Source organism: Dyella sp. OK004 (assembly GCF_900114495.1).
Classification (GTDB): Bacteria; Pseudomonadota; Gammaproteobacteria; order Xanthomonadales; family Rhodanobacteraceae; genus Dyella_D.
Window position 1 is genome coordinate 1,239,300 of the sequence record NZ_FOZI01000001.1, and the last position, 20,552, is coordinate 1,259,851.

Sequence of the window (20,552 nt, forward strand, 5' to 3'; positions counted from 1 at the left end):
CAGGGATCCAGTAGTGAAGTGTTCGATGTTCGCGCTATCGCGACCTGGCTCGCCTGCCGCGGGCTTTCGAACCGCTGCCGCGGTCCGAGTCACTTTCTCTTTGCTGGCCCAAAGAGAAAGTAACCAAAGAGAAATGGCCTGAAGAGCAGACGGCGGGCTTTGTAGCTGCGCCTTTTCCAGTGTCAGGCGGCGGGGTGGTTTTCTTCGGGACCTTTTCATCCAACCCATGTCGCGGAAGCAATGGATGCTATGCCCGCAGCTTGTACCCGGTACGGAAGATCCATCCCACGATGAAGGCGCACACCAACAGGAAGGCCAGGGTCATGCCGGCGCTGACCATGACGTTGACGTCGGATTGGCCATAGAAGCTCCAGCGGAAGCCGCTGATGAGGTAGACCACGGGATTGAACAGGGCCACTTTCTGCCAGAACGGGGGGAGCATGCCGATGGAGTAGAAGGCGCCGCCGAGAAAGGTCAGTGGGGTGACTACCATCAGGGGAATCACTTGCAGCTTTTGGAAGTCGTCGGCCCATAGGCCGATGATGAAACCGAACAGGCTGAAGGTGACAGCGGTCAGTAGCAGGAAGGCGAGCATCCAACCGGGGTGCATCACGCTGTAGGGCACGAAGAAGCGGGCGGTGACGAGGATCAGCAGGCCGAGCATCACGGACTTGGTGGTGGCCGCGCCAACGTAGCCGAGTACGGCTTCGAGCGGGGAGACTGGCGCGGAGAGCAGTTCGTAGATGGTGCCGGACCATTTGGGCAGGTAGATGCCGAATGATGCATTGGAAATGCTTTCGTTGAGCAACGACAGCATGATCAGTCCGGGGATGATGAAGGCGCCGTAGCTGGTGCCACCAATGTCGCCCATGCGCGAGCCGATGGCGGTGCCGAACACGATGAAGTAGAGCGAAGTCGACAACACCGGCGACACGATGCTCTGCGTCAGGGTGCGGAAGGTGCGGGCCATTTCGAAACGGTAGATGGCGCGGATCGCAGGGATGTTCATGGCGTGCTCCGCACCAGGGTGACGAAGATGTCTTCGAGTGAGCTTTCCAGCGTGTGCAGATCTTTGAAGTCCACGCCACGCTCGCCGAGCTTGCGCAGCAGGGCGGCGATGCCGGTGTCTTCGCTCTGCGCGTCGAAGGTGTAGGTCAGGGTGGCGCCGTCGTCGGCAAGCTCCAGCGCGTAGCCGTCGAGGCCGGCGGGAAGCGCTTGCAGCGGCGATTGCAGGCTGATGGAGAGTTGTTTCTTGCCGAGCTTGCGCATCAGCACATCTTTCTCTTCGACCAGAATCAGTTCACCGCGCGTGATCACGCCGACGCGGTCAGCCATTTCCTCGGCCTCGTCGATGTAATGCGTGGTGAGGATCACGGTGACGCCGGTGTCGCGCAGGCCGCGCACCATGCGCCACATGTCGTGGCGCAGCTCCACGTCCACACCGGCGGTGGGTTCGTCGAGGAACAGGATGCTCGGTTCGTGCGCCAGTGCCTTGGCGATCAGCACGCGGCGCTTCATGCCGCCCGACAGGGTCATGATCTTGGCGTCTTTCTTTTCCCACAGCGACAGGTCGCGCAGCACCTTCTCGATATGCTGGTCGTTACGCGGCCGCCCGAACAGGCCGCGACTAAAGCGCACCGCGGCCCATACGGTTTCGAACGCATCCGTCGACAGCTCCTGCGGCACCAGGCCGATGCGCGAGCGCGCGGCGCGGTAGTCGCGCAGCACGTCGTGGCCATCCGCCGTCACGGTGCCGCTGCTGGGCTGGACGATACCGCAGACAATGCTGATCAGCGTGGTCTTGCCTGCGCCATTCGGCCCGAGCAGCGCGAAGATCTCGCCGCGCCGGATATCCAGGTCCACCGCCTTCAGCGCCTGAAAACCGTTCTTGTATGTCTTGCTGATACCGCGAATAGAAACGGCGTGCGTCGCCGTGGTGACCTGATCGTTCATGGGGTTCCTAGATACCAATGCGGTCATCGGTTCACGCCGGCAGATTGAGTTGCCATGACACGCCGAAGCGGTCGCTGACCCAGCCAAAGCGCTTGCTGAAACCATAGTTATCGAGCGGCATAAGCACCATGCCACCCTCGGAAAGCTGCTTGAACGCGTGCTCCAGCTCGGCGTCGCTCTCGCAATCGACGAACAGGGACATGGACGGGGTAAACGTGAAGTTGTGTTTTATCGGGCTGTCGGAACACCGCCACTCCCGGCCACACAGCGCAAAGCTCGCCACCTTCACCGTGCCTTCCGGACCGGTTTCGTCCGGGCCATAACGCTCGATCGAGCGTATGCCGGAGCGACCGAAAAGCGACACATACAGCTGCATCGCCTGCTCGGCAACGCCCTCGAACATCAGGAACGTAGTGACCGCGTGCGCCATGTTGGCTCCTTCGGTAAGCAGCGCTGGCGCGGAAGCATACTTCGATTTTTCCGCGCACTCCCGGGCAGGTTGGGAAGTGCGCGGATGAATTCAAGCGCTGGCGGCTTAACTGTGTGGCGGGAACCACACGTTCAGGATTTTGCCGTCGCGCACTTCATACACGGCGAGCGACTCGGGCTGGCCCTTCTCCGGCGGGAGACCGATCACGCGTTCGTGATCGGCCACGGTCGGACCAGTAATGTCGCGCTGCACGATTTCGACATGAAACGCCTTGGGCACCGTGGCCAGGAAAGCGAATGCCTTCTTCAACGCATCGATGCCCTTGATCTCGGGACGCTTGCCGCTGAGGTCGGTTATGGTCACGTTGTCCGCGTAACAGGCGGCGAACGCGTCGATATTGTGGGCGTTGTAGGCCTCCACCTGCGCCTGCACCACCGCGGCCGGATCGGCCGACTTGCCGCATGCCGCCGCCGACAAGGGCAACAGCAACGACAGCATGCCTAACGAAACCATCTGTATGAGTCTGGTCATGAACGCTCTCCGTGGATATCGAAGCTCGATAGCGCGGCGATCCTGATCAGCGTCCCATCACTGCGTGAGAGACCAGCCCTCGACAGACACCGCGCAAACGGAAGCGACGTTGGCACGCGGGTCGAAGCCCGTCATGTGCCGGAGGATGTGGTCATGGACTCGTACGTGCCCAGCCCGAAAGCCGGCACTGAGCGCTCAAGAGTGGCCATGCGCCTTGAGCTGGCGGGCCAGCGCGAGGTGACGCGCGCGCTCCTCTGCCTTCTTTTTGTCCTGCGCCATCAACAGCAGCTGCCTTCGCGTCAGCGGCGGCGGGGTGGCGACGGGTTTCTGCAGGCCCATGCGGCGGGCCGCCCCCTGCAAACGAGCGAGCAACGCCTGGGTGTAGATATGAATACGTGACATGGATGGATGGTGCGCGCTCATGTTTGCCGCTCTCGTGTGGTAAACCTGCCGATCGATCCATGAAACATCTGGTGCTTGTCGCCAGAGTGCGCTGTATGGCATTAGCGTGCTGTTATGACATGCGGAGGGCCGCGTGAACCGCATCCTGGCGGGCCGCGTTACATCCGCGTAACGTGGCTGCGCGCATATCTAGTGGGCTTCGAGTCGTGCGCGGATGTCATGCGATATGAGCCAGTGCCGGACCGATCTCCCTGGGTGGATCTGCATACAATGCGGTGAGGATTTTGCCGTGGCATCGGCGCCTCCCGAGATCGACGAGAAAGGCTTGTTTTTCGTCTGCCCGAAGTGCGACAAGCGGAACAACCTGTGGAAGCTTGGCGGCCGGCGGGCCGAAGACCCGCTGATGCTGGTGCAGCCCTATGCATAGCCAGGCCTGACCATGTACGTTTTCAATCCAACCAACGCGCTGTACTTCTATCCGCACCGGCTTCGCTTTGAGCCTGCGAAGGGAACCGCCGAACGCAGGCAGCATCATCGCTGGCCATCCACGCCAGCTACTTCCTCCGGGCGACTGGATATCGATCCGCAAGGGGTGCGGGAAGATCACTGGGATGGAGAGGGTATCGTGGATGGCAGGACGGAGCTGGACGAGCGTTAGCGGCATTCGCCATGGCTCTTTAATGGACAGGGTATCGATCATGACCAGTGTTTCCGGCAAGACCAGCAATGGCTTTATGTACGAAGGGGATTACGAACATGCCAACCATGGCCGTGTCACCTGGACGGCCACTTATCGACGCGATGGCATCTTTTTCGGCATGCGGCACGGCCGCATCACCGAACTCACCGACATTCCCGTCGCGGAAATCGATGCAGTGGTGAAGGACGACATTGAGTCGACCTGGGTGCAGTCGAGGTAGCGGATTTCTGGTGACCTGACTGGCGTCGAATTTCGACCGAAGCATGAAGCGCCACCTGTCGTCATTCCGGCGAAGGCCGGAATCCAGTTAAGTACGCGTGCGAAGCACACATATTTTATGTTGAGTGCTACGCACAGTTCATTGGACTGGATTCCGGCCTTCGCCGGAATGACGGAAGTGGGGCTCAGCTTAGATTCGATGCGAATCAAACCTCGCCGGGATCTCCATCTGCCAATGGCCTACTGCCGCGCCTCAATCCTCAACCCATAGGGCGTCAGCCAGCGCTCAACCCCCTCGAACACGCCCTGCACGATCAGGGCGAGCAGCGCCGCCGGCACCGCACCCTCAAGAATCAAGCCGATGTTATCCAAACGGATGCCGGTGAGAATGGGTTGCCCATAACCACCTGCACCAATCAAGGCAGCCAGCGTGGCGGTACCAACATTGATCACTGCGGCAGTCTTGATACCGGCCAGGATCGAGCGCATCGCCATGGGCAGCTCCACCCGGCGCAAGCGCACGCTGCTCGGCAAACCCAATGCGGCGGCGGATTCGAGCAAGTCGTGCGGGATGCCCACCAGCCCCGTGTAAGTGTTACGCACGATGGGCAATAGGCTGTAGAGAAATAGCGCCACGATGGCCGGCCACGTGCCGATACCGAACAGCGGGATCATGAAAACAAACATCGCCAGCGACGGCACCGTCTGCAGAATGCCGGTGAGGCCGATGACGATCTGCCCCAACCGCTTGCGCCGCGCCGCCAGAATACCCAGCGGAATCGCCAGCACCACGGCCAGACCGAGCGATAGGATCACCAGCTTGACGTGCTCAATGGTGCGCTTGAGCAAGCGCGAACCAAGACTCGCATCGTCGCCGTCCGACTGCACGCCAAGAAAACGCGCGGCGACTTCCGTCTCCTTGATGCCCTTGAGTTTGGCCTCGGCATTCATTTGCCGCATCGATGCTTCATCGATGCGGCCAGTGAGTTTGCGCAGCGCGGCGATAAACGCCGGCTGGTTTTGTTCGAGTTCCAGACGATATAGAAACACCGCCTCGTAGCGCGGGAAGTAGCGACGGTCATCGTCGAGCACACGCAAGTGGTAGTACGCGATCTCGGCGTCGGTGCTGTACAGATCGATGGCATCGACCGCACGACTCGCCACGGCGCGATACGACAAGCTGTGATCCAGCCCGCGCACCTGCGTCTGCGGTAGGCCATAGCGCTGTCGTACGCCGGGCCAGCCATCCTCGCGATCCATGAACTCGTTGGAGAAGCCAAAGCGCAATTCAGGATGCGTCGCCAGATCGGAGATGCGCGTGATGCCGAGTTGCGTGGCGCGATCCTCGCGCATGCCGACGGCGTAGGTGTCGTTGAAGCCGAGCGAATCGGTAAGACCGATGCCGAGCGGCTTCAGCTTTGCGCGCAGCGTTGCGATGTCGGCATCGGGTGCCACGTCTTTCAACAGTTCGTGGGTCAGCGTGCCGGTGTATTCGGAATACACATCGATATCGCCGTGCTTCAGGGCACTCCACAAAATGCTGGTACCGCCCAGTTCGCGCTGGTGTTGCACCTGCACGCCCGTGTCGCGCGCATTGAGGCGGGCTATCTCGGCCAGAATCACCGACTCGGTAAATTGCTTGGAGCCAATGCGCACCGGTGCGGCGCAGAGTTGCATCGACGGCAGCAGCCATAACGCCATCAGCAGTAGGCGCTTCATGCGGAAGGCTCCGGCAAACGCCGTTGCGCTTCCACGAAGCGGCTGACGAAAGCGTCTACCGGCCGATCGCGCAGATCGTCGAGGCGGCCGTCCTGTACCACCCGACCTTCGCGCAGCAGTATCAGGCGTTCGGCGAACCACGCCGCCTCGGCCAGATCGTGCGTCACCACAATCACGGTTTTGCCCAGCTGATCAAAGATCAATTTGAGCTCATCCTGCAGCTCGTGGCGCACGATGGGGTCCAGCGCACCTAAGGGTTCGTCAAGCAGCAACGCATCCGGATTCAACATCAGGCCGCGCATCAAAGCGACGCGCTGGCGCTGGCCACCGGAGAGTTCGGCGGGGTAGCGCTCCAATACGTTGTGTGGGAGATGGGCCAAGTCAGCCAGCTCTTCCGCGCGCTGGCGAATGCGCTCCGCACTCCATCCCAGATGGCGAGGCAGTAGCGCCAGATTGCCCAAGACGGTGAGGTGCGGAAACAGGCCACCCTCCTGGATCACGTAGCCCACGCGTTGCCGCAAAGCCAACACCTGCGAGCGCTCCAGCGCGCATCCCTCCGTCTTGACCTCGCCCTCATCAGGCCAATCCAGACCCAGCAACAGGCGCAGCACGGTCGACTTACCGGAGCCGCTACTGCCGATCAACGCCGCGGTGCTGCCGGGCGCCACCGCGAAGCTCACATCCTGCAGCGCCCGCACTGCGCCGTAGCGCTTGCTGACGTGCTCCAGCGCAAAGGCCGCCGCGGGCGCATCAACCGCGGACAAGGCCGTGTCCATGGTTGAGTGTTGATGCAGTGCGCAGCGCTTCCGGGTCGGATGCACCGTGCATGGAAGCTTGATAACGAGGCGTCCGTGACATGGGCCAAGACTCTACTGCAAGCCTCCCGTGGCGACCACGATGTGCGTGCGCCAACTATCGAACACACCCAGAGAAGAAGTGATGAGAATCGCACTCCATCCCAGGTTTGGCTAAGGTAATAAGGCCGTCACCGTAACTTAGCCAGATCAGACTGAGGAAGGTTATATGCGCCTGCCCGCTAAACATGTCCTTGCCATTCTGTTTCTCGCCGGCTGTGGAGCTTGTTCCGCACCGCAATCATCCGGCCAGCCATCAGCCACCCAAGATGAAGTTAGTGCAGGAACAGAAGCGCAAGAACAAGAGGCCGCGGCCGCGGCCAAAGCCTTCTTCAATGAACTCGATGCTGACCATATGGAAGAAACATGGGCCAACGCAGGGCCCGCGCTTAAGGCAACCAGCACTTCATTGACATGGGCCGCTACCCTTCAAGCACTTCGCAGCGCCTCGGGTAAGGCGATCACCCGAAAGGTTAAGGGGTATGGCTTTACACATCACTTGGCGAATGCTCCGCCTGGGGAGTATGTGGCCATTGGTTTCGATACCAAATTCACGAACGCTACTGCCGTAGAGAAAGTGATCTTCCAAAAGGACCAAGGCCAATGGAAGGTCGTGGGTTACTTCTTGTCCAAGTCATTCACCGCCAAACTTTGACTATTGCGAAACCGGGGGGCGGGGCCAGCTTCCCCAACCGGACCTCATCCACCTATCGGGCATCGTGCATTTCAAAGCCATTGGCCTGAGGGTAGATGCCGATGTGATCATGACGATGGCTGCACTAGTCATCAATATGCAGACAGACTTCTTTAAGGGAAATGGGGGAAGCTGTGCAGTGAAACCAGGGTCAGAGTCGACTTCTCCAGCCGCTGACGATCTTCAACTCCAGAGCTGAAGTCATGAAGGCGCGCTCTGCCCCTGGGCGTCTGACTACTCACGCTTCGCCCGCACACGCCGCGCACTTGCCTTCGGTTCTTCAGATGTAACGCTCGCCGGCCCCTGATTCAGCGCCAGCGTCCCCGGTATGTACTTTTTCCCCCAACGCACAAACGCGAGCAGCACGTCGCCCAGCGCACAACCTTTCGGGGTGAGCGTGTAGGCGTACCTCACCGGCTGCTGCTGATAGGGGGTGCGCTGCACGATGCCGGCAGCCTCCAGCCGCTTGAGACGGTCGGCAAGGATGTTGGTCGGAATGCGCTCCATCGAACCCGCAAGTTCGCCGTAGGTGCGTTTGCCGTGCAGCAAGTCGCGCACCACGAGTAACGACCACTTGTCGCCCACGACGTCCAGCGAATTGGCAACCGCACAGGCGGAGCGCGTGAAAGGCTTCGCGGTACTCACTATCCCGTTCTCCTTGGCCAGCCCGAGTTACTTGCAGTATGCAAGTCATGATGCTACGTTGCGTCAATACTTGCAAAATGCAAGTTACTAAGGAGAGCGTTATGGCAACCCATGTCATTCCCCGCGCTGCCGAATCTCAAACAGGCGGGCTTAACCGCATATCCCTGAGCGTCACGGTTGTACTGATTGCCTGGTTCCTGCTTGTGGTGTCGCTCGGTTCCGTCGGCGCATTCGTCGGCCCCGCCGGCACCCCGCCGTTTGCTATTGCGATAGGCGTTGTTGCGCCGCTGGCGTTCTTCTTTACGTGGCTGCGGCTCTCGGAATCATTCCGCGGCTTCGTGCTCTCGCTCGATCTTCGTCTCATCGCTGGCATCCAAGCGTGGCGATGGGCTGGCCTAGGCTTTCTCTTTCTTTACGCGTACCACGTGCTGCCGGCCATGTTTGCGCTGCCGGCCGGCCTCGGTGATATGGCCATCGGCGCCACCGCCCCCTGGATCATCGTCGCTCTTGCGCGCCAGCCAGCCTTCGCCGCCAGCGCCGGGTTCGTTCGCTGGAATGTGCTTGGCATCATCGACCTTGTGGTGGCTCTCAGCCTGGGCACCCTGGGTGCCACGCTCACTACGGGGGCTCCCGGGGAGATCAGCACCGCTCCCATGGCGTCACTGCCCTTACTGTTGATTCCGGCTTTCCTTGTGCCGATGTTCCTGATGCTGCACGCGGCGGCGTTGATGCAGAGCCGCCAGATGGCCCGTAGCGCCGGGCATGGGGCGATTCGCGACTGAGCTTCTGCGGGTCAAAGGCCGCGCGCGTTCACCGCTGTTACGTTTTGCCCGGCCACCGCGATGCATGGCTGGCTACCAGGACCCAGCCACCCGCTTTACGCACGTAGGTGTCGGTGAATTGAAAGTCCAGCGCGTAAGGCTTGCCTTCGCTTTTGCCTTCCACCCGGGTGATGCCGGTGACCACAGCGGCATCACCGTACAGGCGCACTTTTGAATCGCGGTTGCGGAATACGTCGTACTTGGTGCCGCTGCGCAAATCGGCAACCTCATCGGCCCGCGTGGTGACCTTGCCGGTGGAGCTGGTCAAGGTGAAGGTGGGGTCCAGATGGTGTTCCAGCCAGTCCGCGTCTTCATGCTCGAAAGCCATGCAGATCTCGCGTTCGGCCTGCAGGATCTGCCGCACGTCTTCTTGCTCCGAGGAAAGGGCCGGTGCGCTTGCAAGAAGCAGCACCGGCAGTAGCAACACAAGCAAGGCATTCGCAGTGCGCATGGGGTTCTCCAGCGTGAGACGTCCATTTATTACAGCATGCGAGGCTTGCGTGTCGTGACGTGCGGACTTGGAGCCTGGGCTGAGCGGACTTTGCCAGCCCATGACTATCCCGGACTTATGGGCCGAAGTCATAGAGGGCGCATCTAGACCCCGGGTTCGCCTCAAGCACCGGCACCAGAATTCTCTGATGGCAAGTTGTCATCACCTGCTCCTTACTATCACGCTGACCCACCAGAGGAGAGCGAAGTGAGCATTTTCGGCGACATCGTCAACAAGCTGTTTGGCAAAGCGAAACCCAGCGAGCCGGCTCCAGCCGAGCCCACACCCGACCCGGTGGCCACGCAGGCGGCGACTCCTGCTGCTGCACCTGCACCCGCGCCGCTGGCGGATGTGGACATTGCTGTAATCATGGATCAGCTGGTCAGTGAAAGCGGTCAGGCATTGAACTGGCGCACCTCGATCGTGGACACCATGAAGGCGCTGGGTATCGACAGCAGCCTGGCCCACCGCAAGGAGCTCGCCGGGGAACTGAAGTACACCGGCGACACCAACGACTCGGCCACCATGAACATCTGGTTGCACAAGCAGCTGATGCAGGCGTTGGCGGCGAACGGCGGCAAGCTGCCGGCCGACTTGACCCAGTAAGTCTCGAACCGGAAGTTTTACGGTCGACCGAGCGAAGCGGATGGCTAGTGCCTCCGCTTCGCTTTTTTGTTTCAAGAATGTCTTGTAGCTGTACGTATGCCAGCTTCCCGCATTCGCTAGGAATCTTCCGATTCAAGTGGCACCGACGCATCGGCAACCTATCAAGGCAGAGAGGGCAGTACGGCATGACACGTAGGGACTGCGTATCACCGGACCGTCATTTCCCACTAGCAGTTGCCTAAACGTGGGGTTTAAGCAACACGGCCAAGTGCCCGCGGTGACGCGCGCGGCGGACAAGCCGGATCAGCTTGCAGCCCCCCCTGTGCTGATCCGTCCGCAGGGATCTCTGCTCGGAAAATAAGAAGGGAGCGGATCAGTGATGGTTCGCTCCCTTTCTTTGTTTTGCGATCCGAAGCTATTGCCTCATTAGCCTCGAGGTTCAGCTATACCTTGTCGTCATTCCGGCGAAGGCCGGAATCCAGTCAAGCATGCGTGCGAAGCACACAAAATCTATGTTGAGTGCTTCGCACAACTGACCTCACTGGATTCCGGCCTTCGCCGGAATGACGGGCGTAGAGCTTCATGTAGCGGCTGAGATTCGGAGCTAATCGGGGGTTATGAAAAGCGCACCCCGCGGCCCCGGGGACTTTTGCCGCACTCCCCCGTTGTCATACCCTGCCGCTCGCCAACCCATGGGGAGTTCCTATGAAAGCGCTCTTTGCCGCCCTGCTGATCGCTGGCGTGATGCATAACGCCCCGGCTCTTGCACGCACGTCTTCCGCGTCTCCCCTGATCGGCCGTTGGACCGTCGATGTTTCGCGTTTGCCGATGCCTCCGGAGGCGCGGCCGAAGAGCGCCACGATAGCGTTTGCTGACGCGGGCGAGGGCAAGTGGACGACGCATGTCGATATCGTCGATGCCGGTGGAGGGGAGAGCCATGCTGTAGGGACCACCGCTCTCGATGGCACGGCCGCGCCCGTCCAGGGCAGCCCGGAAGCTGACACCGTTGCCTTGAAGTCACCCGCACCGAATGTCCTGGTCATGGCGCTCGCCAGGGAAGGTGTTCCAGCATCGACGCGTGTCTACGCCGTTGCGGCGGACGGCAAATCTCTTGTCGAGACCGCCGTGTATTTCGGAGACAACGGTTTGCCGATCATGCGGACGCATTACTTCACGCGCGTCCGATAGCGTCGGAGTCAGCCAGGCACAACACCGCTTCACCTCGACACCGCGCTTGAGAACACAGTCATAAAACCGATTCACGCAGGCGCGCAGACTTCGCCACCTGCGCAGTCGCCGTGTCCAAGAAATCTTGCGCGATCCTTACGTCTGGCGCGTGCCTCTTCTTCCATGCCTGTTGCGCAGTTCCCCTGTTGCCATCGCAAGGGTGGCGACATCCCCTGAAGCAGAGATGGAGATCGGCATGAAGAGCAGCAAGGTTCGGATGCTTGCGCATGGCTTGTGCGCGACATTGGCTGTGTATTCCCTGGCACAGTCGGCCTGGGCAGGTACGGGTCATACGTATTACGTCGCCAGCACCGGCGACGACAACGCTGCCGGCACGCTGGACGCGCCGTGGCGCACGATCGGTCGCGCGGCGCGCGGTGTGTTGGCGGGCGATACGGTTTATGTGCGCGGCGGCACCTATAAGGAAACAGTCGATGTGCGGCAGTCCGGTTCGGCGGCCGGGCCGATTGTTTTCGCCAGCTATCCAGGTGAAACGGCGGCGCTCAACGGCAGCGGGCTGGTAGCTCCTGCCAATAACATGCGCGGCCTGTGGAACTTGAACAACGTCAGCTACGTGACGATCCAGGGCTTTGACGTGGGTTACTACAGCGCCAACAGCAGCACGGCGACACCCATCGGCATCTATATCTCCGGCGGCGGCAGCCAGGTACAGATTCTCAACAACCGCATCCACGACATCGTCAACAAACTGGAGCGCTGCCCGAACGGCAACGCCTTCGGCATCGAGGTGTACGCCAACGACCCGCTGACGTCGATCAGTGGCCTGACCATCAGCGGCAATGAAGTCGATCACCTCCGCCTTGGCTGCAGTGAGTCGCTGTCGCTGACCGGCAACGTGGAGCAGTGGACGATCTCCAATAACAAGGTGCACGACAACGACAATATCGGCATCGCCGCGCTCGGCTACGAAACCATGGTGACCAGCAGCGGCAGTACGTTCCAGAGCCAGGCCCGCGATGGCGTGATCAGCGGCAACACGGTCTACAAGATCAGTTCGCAGGGCAATGCCGCGTACCCCGCCGGGGACTTTTCCAGTGACGGCATCTACGTGGAAGGCGGTACGCGCATCGTGATCGAGCGCAACCTGGTGCAGCAGGCCGATATCGGTATTGAGCTGGCGTGCGAGACCTCGGGGCGCTTCACCAGCTATGTCACGGCGCGAAACAATCTGGTGCAGTTTTCCAACGTGACGGGTATTTCGATCGGCGGCGCCAGCAGCGGCAATGGCGGAACTCAGAACGCCACCATCGTCAACAACACGCTGTTCCGCAATGACACCCAGGCAACGGGCAGTGGCGAGTTCCAGATCCAGTACCACGCCAGCGGTACGGTGTTCGAGAACAATCTGCTCTACGCCAATGCCAACGGCTTACTGGTGAATTTCTGGCCGGGCACGTCGGGCAATGCCGGCTATGGCAACCCCGGCACCATCGACCACAACCTCTATTTCGCCGATGGCGGCGCCGACAACGCCAACTGGGTATGGCTGGGCAAGAGCTACACCGGCATGGCTGCTTACCGATCGGCCAGCCACAGCGATCAGGCGACGGTGCTGGTTGATCCGCTGTTCCAGAACATCACCACCACACCACCCGACCTGCACGTCAACGTAACGTCTCCGGCACGCGGCACGGGACTGCTGCTGCCGTCGACAACGATCGGTACCGTGGATTACGCGGGGCAGCCACGCGTGAGTAGTGCGGGTCTGATCGATATCGGCGCGTATCAGCGGCCCTGAACGAACCGTTGCAACGATGGGCTGGCACTGCCGGCCCATCGTTGTGATGCGGCGTCACCACGAGCTTCGGCAAGGGGTAGAGTGTTCATGTCACCACGCGCGGTGGAGATACGTCATGACAACAAGCCTGATGAAAGATGTTCTTCTCTGGTGCGTAGTCTTGAACTACGCCGTCCTGCTTATCTGGTCCGGCGTCTTTATCTTCGCCAGGGGCTGGATGTACCGGGTGCACACCCGCTGGTTCAAGCTTTCGGCGGAGACCTTTGACGCCGCGAACTACTTAGGACTTGCCGTCTACAAAATCGGGATCCTCTTGTTCAACCTGATGCCGTGGATTGCGCTCTGCCTGGCTTCCAAATAAGGAAGCCGCTCCAAGGGGCGTCCCGCGCAGTTCTGCGTTCACGCATGTCGGCTGGCCGTGTCGATCCAGCCATTTCCCGCTCGTCGCATGGATAAGGCTGGACGTGAAACCAGCCGCACGACTTCCATGACGGCTGCTCGCCAACCGGGGAGGTATTCATCTCAAGCCATGAAGGAGATGACCATGTTGAAAAACACTGCAGACATTGCACGGGCAAGCTATCTCGCCTATGCCAACCATGACCGGGCAGCTATCGAAGCCCTTATCGCCGAGGGCTTTCACTTCACTAGCCCGCTGGATAACCGCCTGGACCGTGCGACCTACTTCGAGCGGTGCTGGCCTAACAGCGAGCACATCAGCGCGTTCGATTTCATTGAAGTGGTGCCTCACGGCGAACATGTTTTTGTTGTCTATGAAGGAAATGACGTGCGTGGCCACCGGTTTCGGAACACGGAACGGCTGACCATTCGCGGAGACAAGATCGTCGAAGCCGAAGTTTATTTCGGCTGGTCCATCCCGCATGACGCGCCCGAGGGTGGGTTTGTGACGCGTTGAGGCGACGAGGCTTCTATTGCCCCCGGGCGTCCGCACGCTTGTCCGCGGACAGTAGGTGGAGGCTCACGATGTATCCGGCGATCCACGAAAACAGCGTGATGCAACGATCACCGCAGGACGGCACGCCTCTTGCCTTGTCCCTGCTCGACAGCGCTTCCGCTGAGAGAGGGTGTCCATGCGTATTGGATTTTTATCGTTCGTCGCCGTGCTGGGGCTATGTGCCGGCAGTTCATGCCTGAGAGCTGAAGAGCCGGCATCGCCGGGCAACCGGGCCGAGGCCATCAAGATCATTGCCGACATGCGCCGCATCGTGACCCCCGATGGTGTGGAGCGGCACGAGAAGGTACGCATCGGCGGGATTGATCAATGGGTGAGCATTCGCGGCAACAACAAGCGGAATCCCGTGCTGCTCGTGCTGCATGGCGGGCCCGGCTGGGTGTCGATGCCGGTGAGCTGGTACTACCAGCGAGGCTGGGAGGAATACTTCACCGTGGTGCAGTGGGATCAGCGCGGTGCCGGCAGCACCTACGCGGACAACGATCCTGCGGCGGTCGCGCCGACGATGACGCCGGAACGCATGGTCGGCGATGCCGAGGAAATGGTGGCGTGGCTGCGCAAGGAGTTCGGCAAAGAGAAGATCTTTGTGCTCGGCCACTCGTGGGGTTCGTACCTTGGGCTCGAGGTGGCGCGGCGGCATCCGGACTGGCTGTACGCCTATGTCGGCATCGGCCAGATGACCAACATGCCGGAGAGCGAACGCCAAGGGTGGCAGTTCGCCATGACCGAGGCGCGCAAGGCGGGAAACACGGAAGCCATCAAGGAGCTGCAATCCCTCGCACCGTACGCGCAGGGGACAAAGCCGGTGTTGCTCAAGGACCTGATGGTGCAGCGGAAGTGGCTCAACCAGTTTGGCGGCATGGTGTACCGCAGAACAGGCGGGCAGGCCGAGAGTGCTGCGATGTCGCTATCGCCCGAGTACACCGATCGTGATGTCGCACTGGTTGGCGAGGCCAGCGGCTACTCGGTCGACAAGCTGCTCAGCGCTGCCGTTACGCTGGATCTGGACAAGGTCAGGCGACTCGACTGCCCGCTGATTCTGTTTTTGGGGCGGCACGACCACAACGTTTCGTCGAGCCTCGGCGCGGCGTGGTTTGAGAAAGTGCAGGCGCCGTCGAAGCGGCTGGTGTGGTTCGAGGATTCCGCGCACGAGGTGATGAATGAAGAGCCGGGGAAGACGCTGATGTCGCTGGTGGAGTATGTGCGGCCGCTGGCTGGGGAGAGACCGGACGATATGGGCGCCAAGCACGCATCGAAGACGGACTCACCCTAGGCTTTGATGAATATTGCGCTCCAGATAGACAGCTTTTCTCCTCCCCCTGCTAGCAGGGGGAGGCCGGGAGGGGGTCGGCCCTTGCGAAAACCTTTCCTGTAGCGCTTTCTCAAGCACTCACCCCTCCCCAACCCTCCCCTGCGAGCAGGGGAGGGAGCTAATCATCTTCGCCGAACGTTGGGGCTCCTCGATGACATCCCCATCAACGCGGCAAATCAAATACCAACACTTCCGCCGACTCCGCGCCTTCCAGCGTGATGTCGCTTTCGTTTTCGATCTTCAACGCATCGCCGGCATTCAACCGCGTGCCGTTGACGCTGAGGCTGCCGCGCGCCACTTGCACGTAACCGAGTCGGCCCGACGCCAGCGGATGGGTGAGCTTGTCGGCACCATCGAGGATCGACGCATAGAGATACGCATCCTGGTTCATACGCAGCGAACCTTCGCGGCCATCCGGCGACACGATCAGGCGTAGCTGGCCGCGCTTGGAAGCCTCGTCGAAGTGCTTCTCCTCATAGCTCGGCTTCACGCCCTGCTGTTCCGGCATGACCCAGATCTGCAGGAAGTGCACGGTGTCCTTGGGGTCGTGGTTGAACTCGCTGTGGCGCACACCGGTGCCGGCGCTCATGCGCTGCACGTCGCCGTAGCGCAGCACGGAGCCGGTGCCCAGGCTGTCTTTATGTTCCAGCGCGCCGCCGAGCACGTAGGAAATGATCTCCATGTTCTGGTGGCCGTGGGTGCCGAAGCCCTGGCCGCCCTGCACGCGGTCTTCGTTGATTACGCGCAGCGGACCGAAGCCCATGTGCTTGGGGTCGTAGTACTCGGCAAAGGAAAAGGTGTGGCGGGACGACAGCCAGCCGTGCTCGGCCAGACCGCGTTCTTCGCTCTTACGTACCTGCAACATGGGATATCTCCGGTTCTATATGCGATTAGGTCGATGGTGGCCTATGTGGCCGGCAGAGGAGCCTTGAAGCCCCGAAAAACCTTGCCATCGATGGTTGATGGGGAGAGTATGAACCCCCGATTCCCTCTCAAAAAGCGGAAATATTTCCGCCCTATCATCGAATTTTTCGAATGCTCAGACTCAGCCTCGACGCCCTGCAGATCCTGGACGCCATCGATCGCCGCGGCTCGTTCGCGGCGGCGGGCAAGGAGTTGCACCGGGTGCCTTCCACCATCTCCTACACCGTGGCCAAGTTGGAGGAAGACCTTGGCGTGACAGTGTTCGAGCGCAGCGGCCCCAAAGTGGCGCTGACCCGTGCCGGGCAGGAGCTGTTGAAGGAAGGCCGGCACCTGTTGCGCGCCGCGCAGGATCTGGAGGCGCGCGTGCGGCGCGTCGCCTCCGGCTGGGAAACCGAGTTCGCCATCGGCATCGATTCGCTGCTGGCGCCGATCGCGCTGCAGGAGGATGTGCAGGCGTTTTACCAAGTGGCCGATCGCACACGCCTGCGCATTGGCCAGGAGGCGCTGTCCGGCACGTGGGAGACGCTGCTCGAACGGCGCGCGGATCTGTTGATCGGCGCGGCCGGCGAAGGACCTTCCGGCGGCGGCTATATCGCCGAGCCGATGGGCGTGATGCCGTTTGTGTTTGTGGTGGCGCCGGGTCATCCGCTCGCCGCCGTGCCGCATCCGTTGAGCAAGCTGGATCTGCAGCAGCACCGCGCCATTGCTGTCGGCGATACGGCGCGCAAACTGGTATCGCGCACCGTGGGCCTGCTGTTCGGCCAGGATGCGCTGACCGTGCCTGATATCCGCAGCAAGTACGACTACCAGCGCGCGGGGCTCGGTTTCGGTTTTCTGCCGGAGCCGTATGTGCGCGCGGCGGTGCGCAGCGGTGAGTTGATCGTGAAGGAGGTGGAAGAGCCGAAGCCGGCCGAAACCTTCTATCTCGCCTGGCGCACCGGCGAAGATGGCGCCGCGCTGCGCTGGTGGATCGAGCGCGCGCGCCGCGCTGGCACGCTTGATCGATTGCTCGCACTGTCGTGTTAGTCGCGAAGTCGCTTGCTGTTATCGGCTAAGCTTCGGCCGTTGCGTGGCGACGCCTCCGAGGGAATGGCATGCGCGATCGGCTCGATCAGGAACAACAGCAGCGACAGGACGAGCTGGCGATGCCGTTCGCCGGGCCCGCCGCCGCTGAAGCGCCCATCGTGAGCGCCAACGGCATGACGCCGTGGCGTCGCCACTTTTCCACCGGCGCGGTGATCGCCGCTGCCACCATCTTCGGCCTGAGCTATAGCCTCTCCGCGCCGTTGATCGCCATGAATCTCGAGCAGCGCGGCCATTCCAGTACGTTTATTGGCATCAACGCGGCGATGCATGCACTCGGCGTGTTGCTGATCGCACCGGCAATGCCGGCGCTGGCAGCGCGACTGGGCGCTCGCAGTCTGGCGATGCTCGCGTTACTGATCACTGCCATCACGCTCGCCCTATTCACTGGCATCAGCAACGTCCTGTGGTGGTTTCCGTTGCGCGTGCTGCTTGGCGCGGCGGCCGAGGCGCTGTTCGTGATGTCGGAAACCTGGACCAACGTGTTGAGCACGCAGCAGGCGCGTGGACGCACCATGGCGATCTACACCGCATCGCTGTCGCTGGGCATGGTGCTGGGGCCGGCGCTGCTGTCGGTAATGGGGGTGAGTGCGAAGGCGTATCTGATCGGCGCCGCCATCGCGCTTGGCGCAGTGGTGTTTCTTGCGCTGCCGTGGGTCACCGCACCCGCGCGCAGCCGGCCAGAGTCAGCCCAGCCCATGAAGTATCTGCGACTGGCGCCGGTGGCGATGGCGACCACCGTGCTCAACGCCGGCGTGGAAACGGCGGGGCTGTCGTTTATCGCGCTGTATGCGACCGGGCAGGGTTGGACCGAGAGCCAGGCGATGCAGTTGATCTCCACGCTGATGCTGGGTGCGATCCTGCTGCAGCTGCCGATCGGCTGGCTGGCGGATCGCATGGACAAGCAGCGGCTGGTGATGGTGCTGGCTCTGATTTCCGCGTTCGGCGCATTGCTGTGGCCGTTTGCGCTGAGCCAGACCTGGCTCGCTTTCAGCGTGGTGTTTGTTTGGGGCGGGCTGTTCGTGGGCATCTATACGGTGATGCTGGCGATGGTGGGCAGCCGCTTCGAAGGCAGCGATCTGGTGGGTGTGTACGCAGTGATGGGCATGGCCTGGGGCCTGGGTGCGCTGGCCGGCCCCGCACTGGCAGGCGTGGCGATGGGCGTGAATGCGCTATTCGGCCTGCCGGGGATGATCGCGCTGGGCTGCGCGGTGTTCGCAGTGTTTCTGGCGCGCTCGCGCAGCGCGACCTGAGCCATGGACTAGGAGCGAAGCATGGTTCGACTCGGTCTGCTTCTGTTGGGCACGAATTACATCAAGCGACGCTGGCCGCTGCTGGCTGCGATAGGTGCGCTGTGGGCGGCGCTGGGTGCGGCGATCTTTATCGATGCACTGGATGGCGTGATGTATTTCCCCATCCATGTGTTCGGTTACCTAGTGCTGATTGAGGCGGTGGCGACTTTGGTGGTGTCGTCGCCGCGACCGGGTACCACGGCAGTGCTGCGCAAGGCGCGCGGCGTGGCGTTCCTGGTGCTGGGCCTGTTGATTATCGACGCGCACCATGCGGCCAGCGTAATTTTGGCCATGCTGTTCGGGCTGTGCTTTCTGATCGACGGTGGTTTCCGCATCGCCGCGGCGGCGGTGGTGCGCTTCAACGGTTGGCATTTGTCGTTGATGACCGGCGTGCTGGAAGTGCTGTTCGCGGCCTTTATGTTCGAGCCGTATCCCACCTTCTATGCGGGCACGGTGCCTTACTGCATCGGCATGGGTCTGTTCCTTTCCGGCATCGGCCTGCTACGCCAGGCCGTGCGCCTGAAGCGCCTGCCAGACAACGCTGCGCTCTCGCTGCTGCTGGCACGCGGCCTGCCACCGACCGAGCGTGAGTTGAAACCCGAAGCCGTGATGGGCGATGCCGGCGAACTGGTGGTGCATGTGTGGACGCCTTCCGGTTCTGCCGAAGATGTGGTGCCGCAACCGCTGGTGGACCGCTATATCGCCGCTGTCGACGGCAAGGGCGTGGTCTCCACCGGTCACGCCGCGCTGGAATGCGCACCGGATATCTACGTGAGCCACTACCCCGCCGTGGAGATCGACCGTACCGGCGGTGACTTCGCACGGATGCTGCGCGCAACCACCGAGAACAATGTGGAGGGCAAGTTCCAGCCTTCCTACGCCATCGAGTCCGCCGGCTGGTGCAACTCCACCGCCCAGGTGCGCTTCACCGATTACGATCGTGGCCGGTTGCTGGCGTTCTGGCTGCGCTATCGCCAGGACACCACCTACAACCTCACCAGTCGCAACTGTTCCAGCACGGTGGCGCATTGTCTGGAAGCCGCACTGGAAGGCAGCCTGGCTCGCGATGGTGCGGGGCTGATGGTTTTCCTGCGCGCCATGCTGAATCCGGAACTATGGGTGGCCGCGCAGCTGCGCAAACGCGCCGAGGCGATGGCGTGGACACCGGGCCTGGTGCTCGACTATGCGCGTGCCATGCATGCGGCGATCCAGCCAGCACCGTGGGGTTGGTACAGCTTGATCATTTCCTTCCAGCGCGCGTGGCGCTATGCCTCGATGGTGATCAAGGGCCAGCCGATCCAGAGCATGGGAGCGATCCAGCGGGAAGTGGAAGCCAAGCGGCATACCAAAGCGACCGGAAGCTGACAGGCCGGGAGAACATGTCATGAGTCCATGGGGATCTTCATTGCGCCGCCTGCGCCAATTGCGCGGCATGAAACAGGCGCATCTCGCGCAGTTGATGTGCGTCACACAATCGACGGTATCTCGCTGGGAACGTGGCGAGCTGGAGATGTCGCCAGCGCAGCAGCGTGATGTGCAACGGCTGCTGGAGGCGCACCCCGGTCCCGCACAGGATGCGGCATTGAAGCGACTGGTCCAGTCGTCCACGCACAAGGTGCATCTGATCTGCGACCGCACCCACCGATTGCTGGCGGTGTCACCCTCGCGCTTGGCCGAGTGGCGCAGGCCGCTATCAGAATTGCTGGGCACGTCGTTGCTGGTCTATGCCACACCGGAAATCCTGCAAGCGGAATCCACGCTGGAACGACGCGGCTGGTACGAAGGCATGCAAAGTTCGCTGCAAATCACCACCGGCACCAATGCCTCGCTGCCGATCCGCCCCGGCATGGCGCTATGGGAACGCGTGCCGCTGGCTGACGGCAGCGCCGGCCGATTGGTCACGGCTGTGGCCTGAGCG

At 61.6% G+C, this 20,552-nt stretch carries 24 protein-coding genes; 13 read left to right on the forward strand and 11 right to left on the reverse strand.

The genetic code is table 11. The features are described from left to right. Positions 1 to 247: 247 nt before the first annotated feature. From BM338_RS05480 to BM338_RS21580, 6 genes are all read right to left on the reverse strand, one after another. The gene (locus BM338_RS05480; protein WP_090449786.1) at positions 248 to 1,009 is read right to left on the reverse strand and encodes an ABC transporter permease; all 762 of its coding nucleotides are present in this window, start codon (positions 1,007 to 1,009) and stop codon (positions 248 to 250) included. Continuing rightward, positions 1,006 to 1,953 (reverse strand): ABC transporter ATP-binding protein, encoded by a 948-nt coding sequence (locus BM338_RS05485; protein ID WP_255367192.1) that lies wholly within the window; start codon positions 1,951 to 1,953, stop codon positions 1,006 to 1,008. Before BM338_RS05485 ends, BM338_RS05480 begins: the two co-directional genes overlap by 4 nt. Before the next feature lie 31 nt (positions 1,954 to 1,984). Continuing rightward, positions 1,985 to 2,383 (reverse strand): VOC family protein, encoded by a 399-nt coding sequence (locus BM338_RS05490; protein ID WP_090449788.1) that lies wholly within the window; start codon positions 2,381 to 2,383, stop codon positions 1,985 to 1,987. Positions 2,384 to 2,488: 105 nt separating this feature from the next. Continuing rightward, positions 2,489 to 2,914 (reverse strand): nuclear transport factor 2 family protein, encoded by a 426-nt coding sequence (locus BM338_RS05495; protein ID WP_090449789.1) that lies wholly within the window; start codon positions 2,912 to 2,914, stop codon positions 2,489 to 2,491. A 195-nt stretch (positions 2,915 to 3,109) separates the two neighbouring features. Beyond that, positions 3,110 to 3,316: a hypothetical protein gene (locus tag BM338_RS05500; protein WP_090449790.1), complete on the reverse strand. Its 207-nt coding sequence runs from the start codon at positions 3,314 to 3,316 to the stop codon at positions 3,110 to 3,112. A 217-nt stretch (positions 3,317 to 3,533) separates the two neighbouring features. Beyond that, positions 3,534 to 4,016 (reverse strand): hypothetical protein, encoded by a 483-nt coding sequence (locus BM338_RS21580; RefSeq protein WP_177229231.1) that lies wholly within the window; start codon positions 4,014 to 4,016, stop codon positions 3,534 to 3,536. Here BM338_RS21580 and BM338_RS05505 point away from each other — a divergent pair. Then, entirely contained in the window at positions 4,015 to 4,236 is a 222-nt protein-coding gene (locus BM338_RS05505) for a TonB-dependent receptor (RefSeq protein ID WP_090450126.1), read from the forward strand. The two genes, BM338_RS21580 and BM338_RS05505, sit on opposite strands and share 2 nt — an antisense overlap. Positions 4,237 to 4,475: 239 nt before the next feature. Here BM338_RS05505 and BM338_RS05510 read toward each other — a convergent pair whose 3' ends face one another. Beyond that, a complete protein-coding gene (locus tag BM338_RS05510) occupies positions 4,476 to 5,954 on the reverse strand; it encodes an ABC transporter permease/substrate-binding protein (protein ID WP_090449791.1) in 1,479 nt (492 codons plus the stop codon). Beyond that, positions 5,951 to 6,718 (reverse strand): ATP-binding cassette domain-containing protein, encoded by a 768-nt coding sequence (locus BM338_RS05515; protein ID WP_255367193.1) that lies wholly within the window; start codon positions 6,716 to 6,718, stop codon positions 5,951 to 5,953. The genes BM338_RS05510 and BM338_RS05515 overlap by 4 nt, the downstream gene beginning before the upstream one ends. Positions 6,719 to 6,977: 259 nt before the next feature. Between BM338_RS05515 and BM338_RS05520 the strand changes: the two genes are divergently transcribed. Beyond that, complete coding sequence (locus tag BM338_RS05520; protein ID WP_090449793.1) at positions 6,978 to 7,463, forward strand: DUF4019 domain-containing protein; 486 nt, start codon at positions 6,978 to 6,980, stop codon at positions 7,461 to 7,463. Positions 7,464 to 7,736: 273 nt separating this feature from the next. Here the strand turns inward: BM338_RS05520 and BM338_RS05525 are convergent, their stop codons facing one another. Continuing rightward, positions 7,737 to 8,147 carry a winged helix-turn-helix transcriptional regulator gene (locus tag BM338_RS05525; RefSeq protein WP_218156297.1) on the reverse strand — a complete coding sequence of 137 codons (411 nt, stop codon included), beginning with the start codon at positions 8,145 to 8,147 and terminating at the stop codon, positions 7,737 to 7,739. A 101-nt stretch (positions 8,148 to 8,248) separates the two neighbouring features. Here BM338_RS05525 and BM338_RS05530 point away from each other — a divergent pair, with 101 nt between their 5' ends. Then, a complete protein-coding gene (locus tag BM338_RS05530; protein ID WP_218156298.1) occupies positions 8,249 to 8,929 on the forward strand; it encodes a hypothetical protein in 681 nt (226 codons plus the stop codon). Positions 8,930 to 8,966: 37 nt separating this feature from the next. Here BM338_RS05530 and BM338_RS05535 read toward each other — a convergent pair whose 3' ends face one another. After that, positions 8,967 to 9,419 carry a nuclear transport factor 2 family protein gene (locus BM338_RS05535; protein WP_177229232.1) on the reverse strand — a complete coding sequence of 151 codons (453 nt, stop codon included), beginning with the start codon at positions 9,417 to 9,419 and terminating at the stop codon, positions 8,967 to 8,969. Positions 9,420 to 9,665: 246 nt separating this feature from the next. On the opposite strand from BM338_RS05535, the gene BM338_RS05540 reads away from it, so the two are divergent. The 6 genes from BM338_RS05540 (at position 9,666) to BM338_RS05565 (ending at position 15,296) form a co-directional block, all read left to right on the forward strand. Further along, positions 9,666 to 10,064: a DUF3597 domain-containing protein gene (locus BM338_RS05540; RefSeq protein ID WP_090449796.1), complete on the forward strand. Its 399-nt coding sequence runs from the start codon at positions 9,666 to 9,668 to the stop codon at positions 10,062 to 10,064. A 705-nt stretch (positions 10,065 to 10,769) separates the two neighbouring features. Beyond that, complete coding sequence (locus tag BM338_RS05545) at positions 10,770 to 11,252, forward strand: hypothetical protein (protein WP_090449797.1); 483 nt, start codon at positions 10,770 to 10,772, stop codon at positions 11,250 to 11,252. A 235-nt stretch (positions 11,253 to 11,487) separates the two neighbouring features. Then, on the forward strand, positions 11,488 to 13,050 hold the full coding sequence (locus BM338_RS05550; RefSeq protein ID WP_143109256.1) for a right-handed parallel beta-helix repeat-containing protein: 1,563 nt from the start codon (positions 11,488 to 11,490) through the stop codon (positions 13,048 to 13,050). Between the two features lie 115 nt (positions 13,051 to 13,165). Further along, the gene (locus BM338_RS05555) at positions 13,166 to 13,411 is read left to right on the forward strand and encodes a DUF6868 family protein (protein WP_090449799.1); all 246 of its coding nucleotides are present in this window, start codon (positions 13,166 to 13,168) and stop codon (positions 13,409 to 13,411) included. Between the two features lie 183 nt (positions 13,412 to 13,594). Next, on the forward strand, positions 13,595 to 13,966 hold the full coding sequence (locus tag BM338_RS05560) for a nuclear transport factor 2 family protein (RefSeq protein WP_090449800.1): 372 nt from the start codon (positions 13,595 to 13,597) through the stop codon (positions 13,964 to 13,966). 175 nt (positions 13,967 to 14,141) lie between these two features. Beyond that, positions 14,142 to 15,296 (forward strand): alpha/beta hydrolase, encoded by a 1,155-nt coding sequence (locus tag BM338_RS05565; RefSeq protein WP_090449801.1) that lies wholly within the window; start codon positions 14,142 to 14,144, stop codon positions 15,294 to 15,296. 202 nt (positions 15,297 to 15,498) lie between these two features. On the opposite strand, the gene BM338_RS05570 is transcribed toward BM338_RS05565, so the two are convergent. After that, positions 15,499 to 16,200, reverse strand: coding sequence for a pirin family protein (locus BM338_RS05570; RefSeq protein WP_090449802.1), 702 nt, complete (start codon positions 16,198 to 16,200; stop codon positions 15,499 to 15,501). 170 nt (positions 16,201 to 16,370) lie between these two features. On the opposite strand from BM338_RS05570, the gene BM338_RS05575 reads away from it, so the two are divergent. The 4 genes from BM338_RS05575 to BM338_RS05590 all read left to right on the forward strand — a co-directional run bounded on the left by BM338_RS05575 (position 16,371) and on the right by BM338_RS05590 (position 20,549). After that, a complete protein-coding gene (locus BM338_RS05575) occupies positions 16,371 to 17,285 on the forward strand; it encodes a LysR substrate-binding domain-containing protein (protein ID WP_090449803.1) in 915 nt (304 codons plus the stop codon). A gap of 68 nt (positions 17,286 to 17,353) precedes the next feature. Beyond that, positions 17,354 to 18,595: an MFS transporter gene (locus BM338_RS05580; protein ID WP_218156299.1), complete on the forward strand. Its 1,242-nt coding sequence runs from the start codon at positions 17,354 to 17,356 to the stop codon at positions 18,593 to 18,595. Between the two features lie 21 nt (positions 18,596 to 18,616). Continuing rightward, positions 18,617 to 19,999: an HdeD family acid-resistance protein gene (locus tag BM338_RS05585; protein WP_090449804.1), complete on the forward strand. Its 1,383-nt coding sequence runs from the start codon at positions 18,617 to 18,619 to the stop codon at positions 19,997 to 19,999. A gap of 19 nt (positions 20,000 to 20,018) precedes the next feature. Then, complete coding sequence (locus BM338_RS05590; RefSeq protein ID WP_090449805.1) at positions 20,019 to 20,549, forward strand: helix-turn-helix domain-containing protein; 531 nt, start codon at positions 20,019 to 20,021, stop codon at positions 20,547 to 20,549. Positions 20,550 to 20,552: the final 3 nt, after the last annotated feature.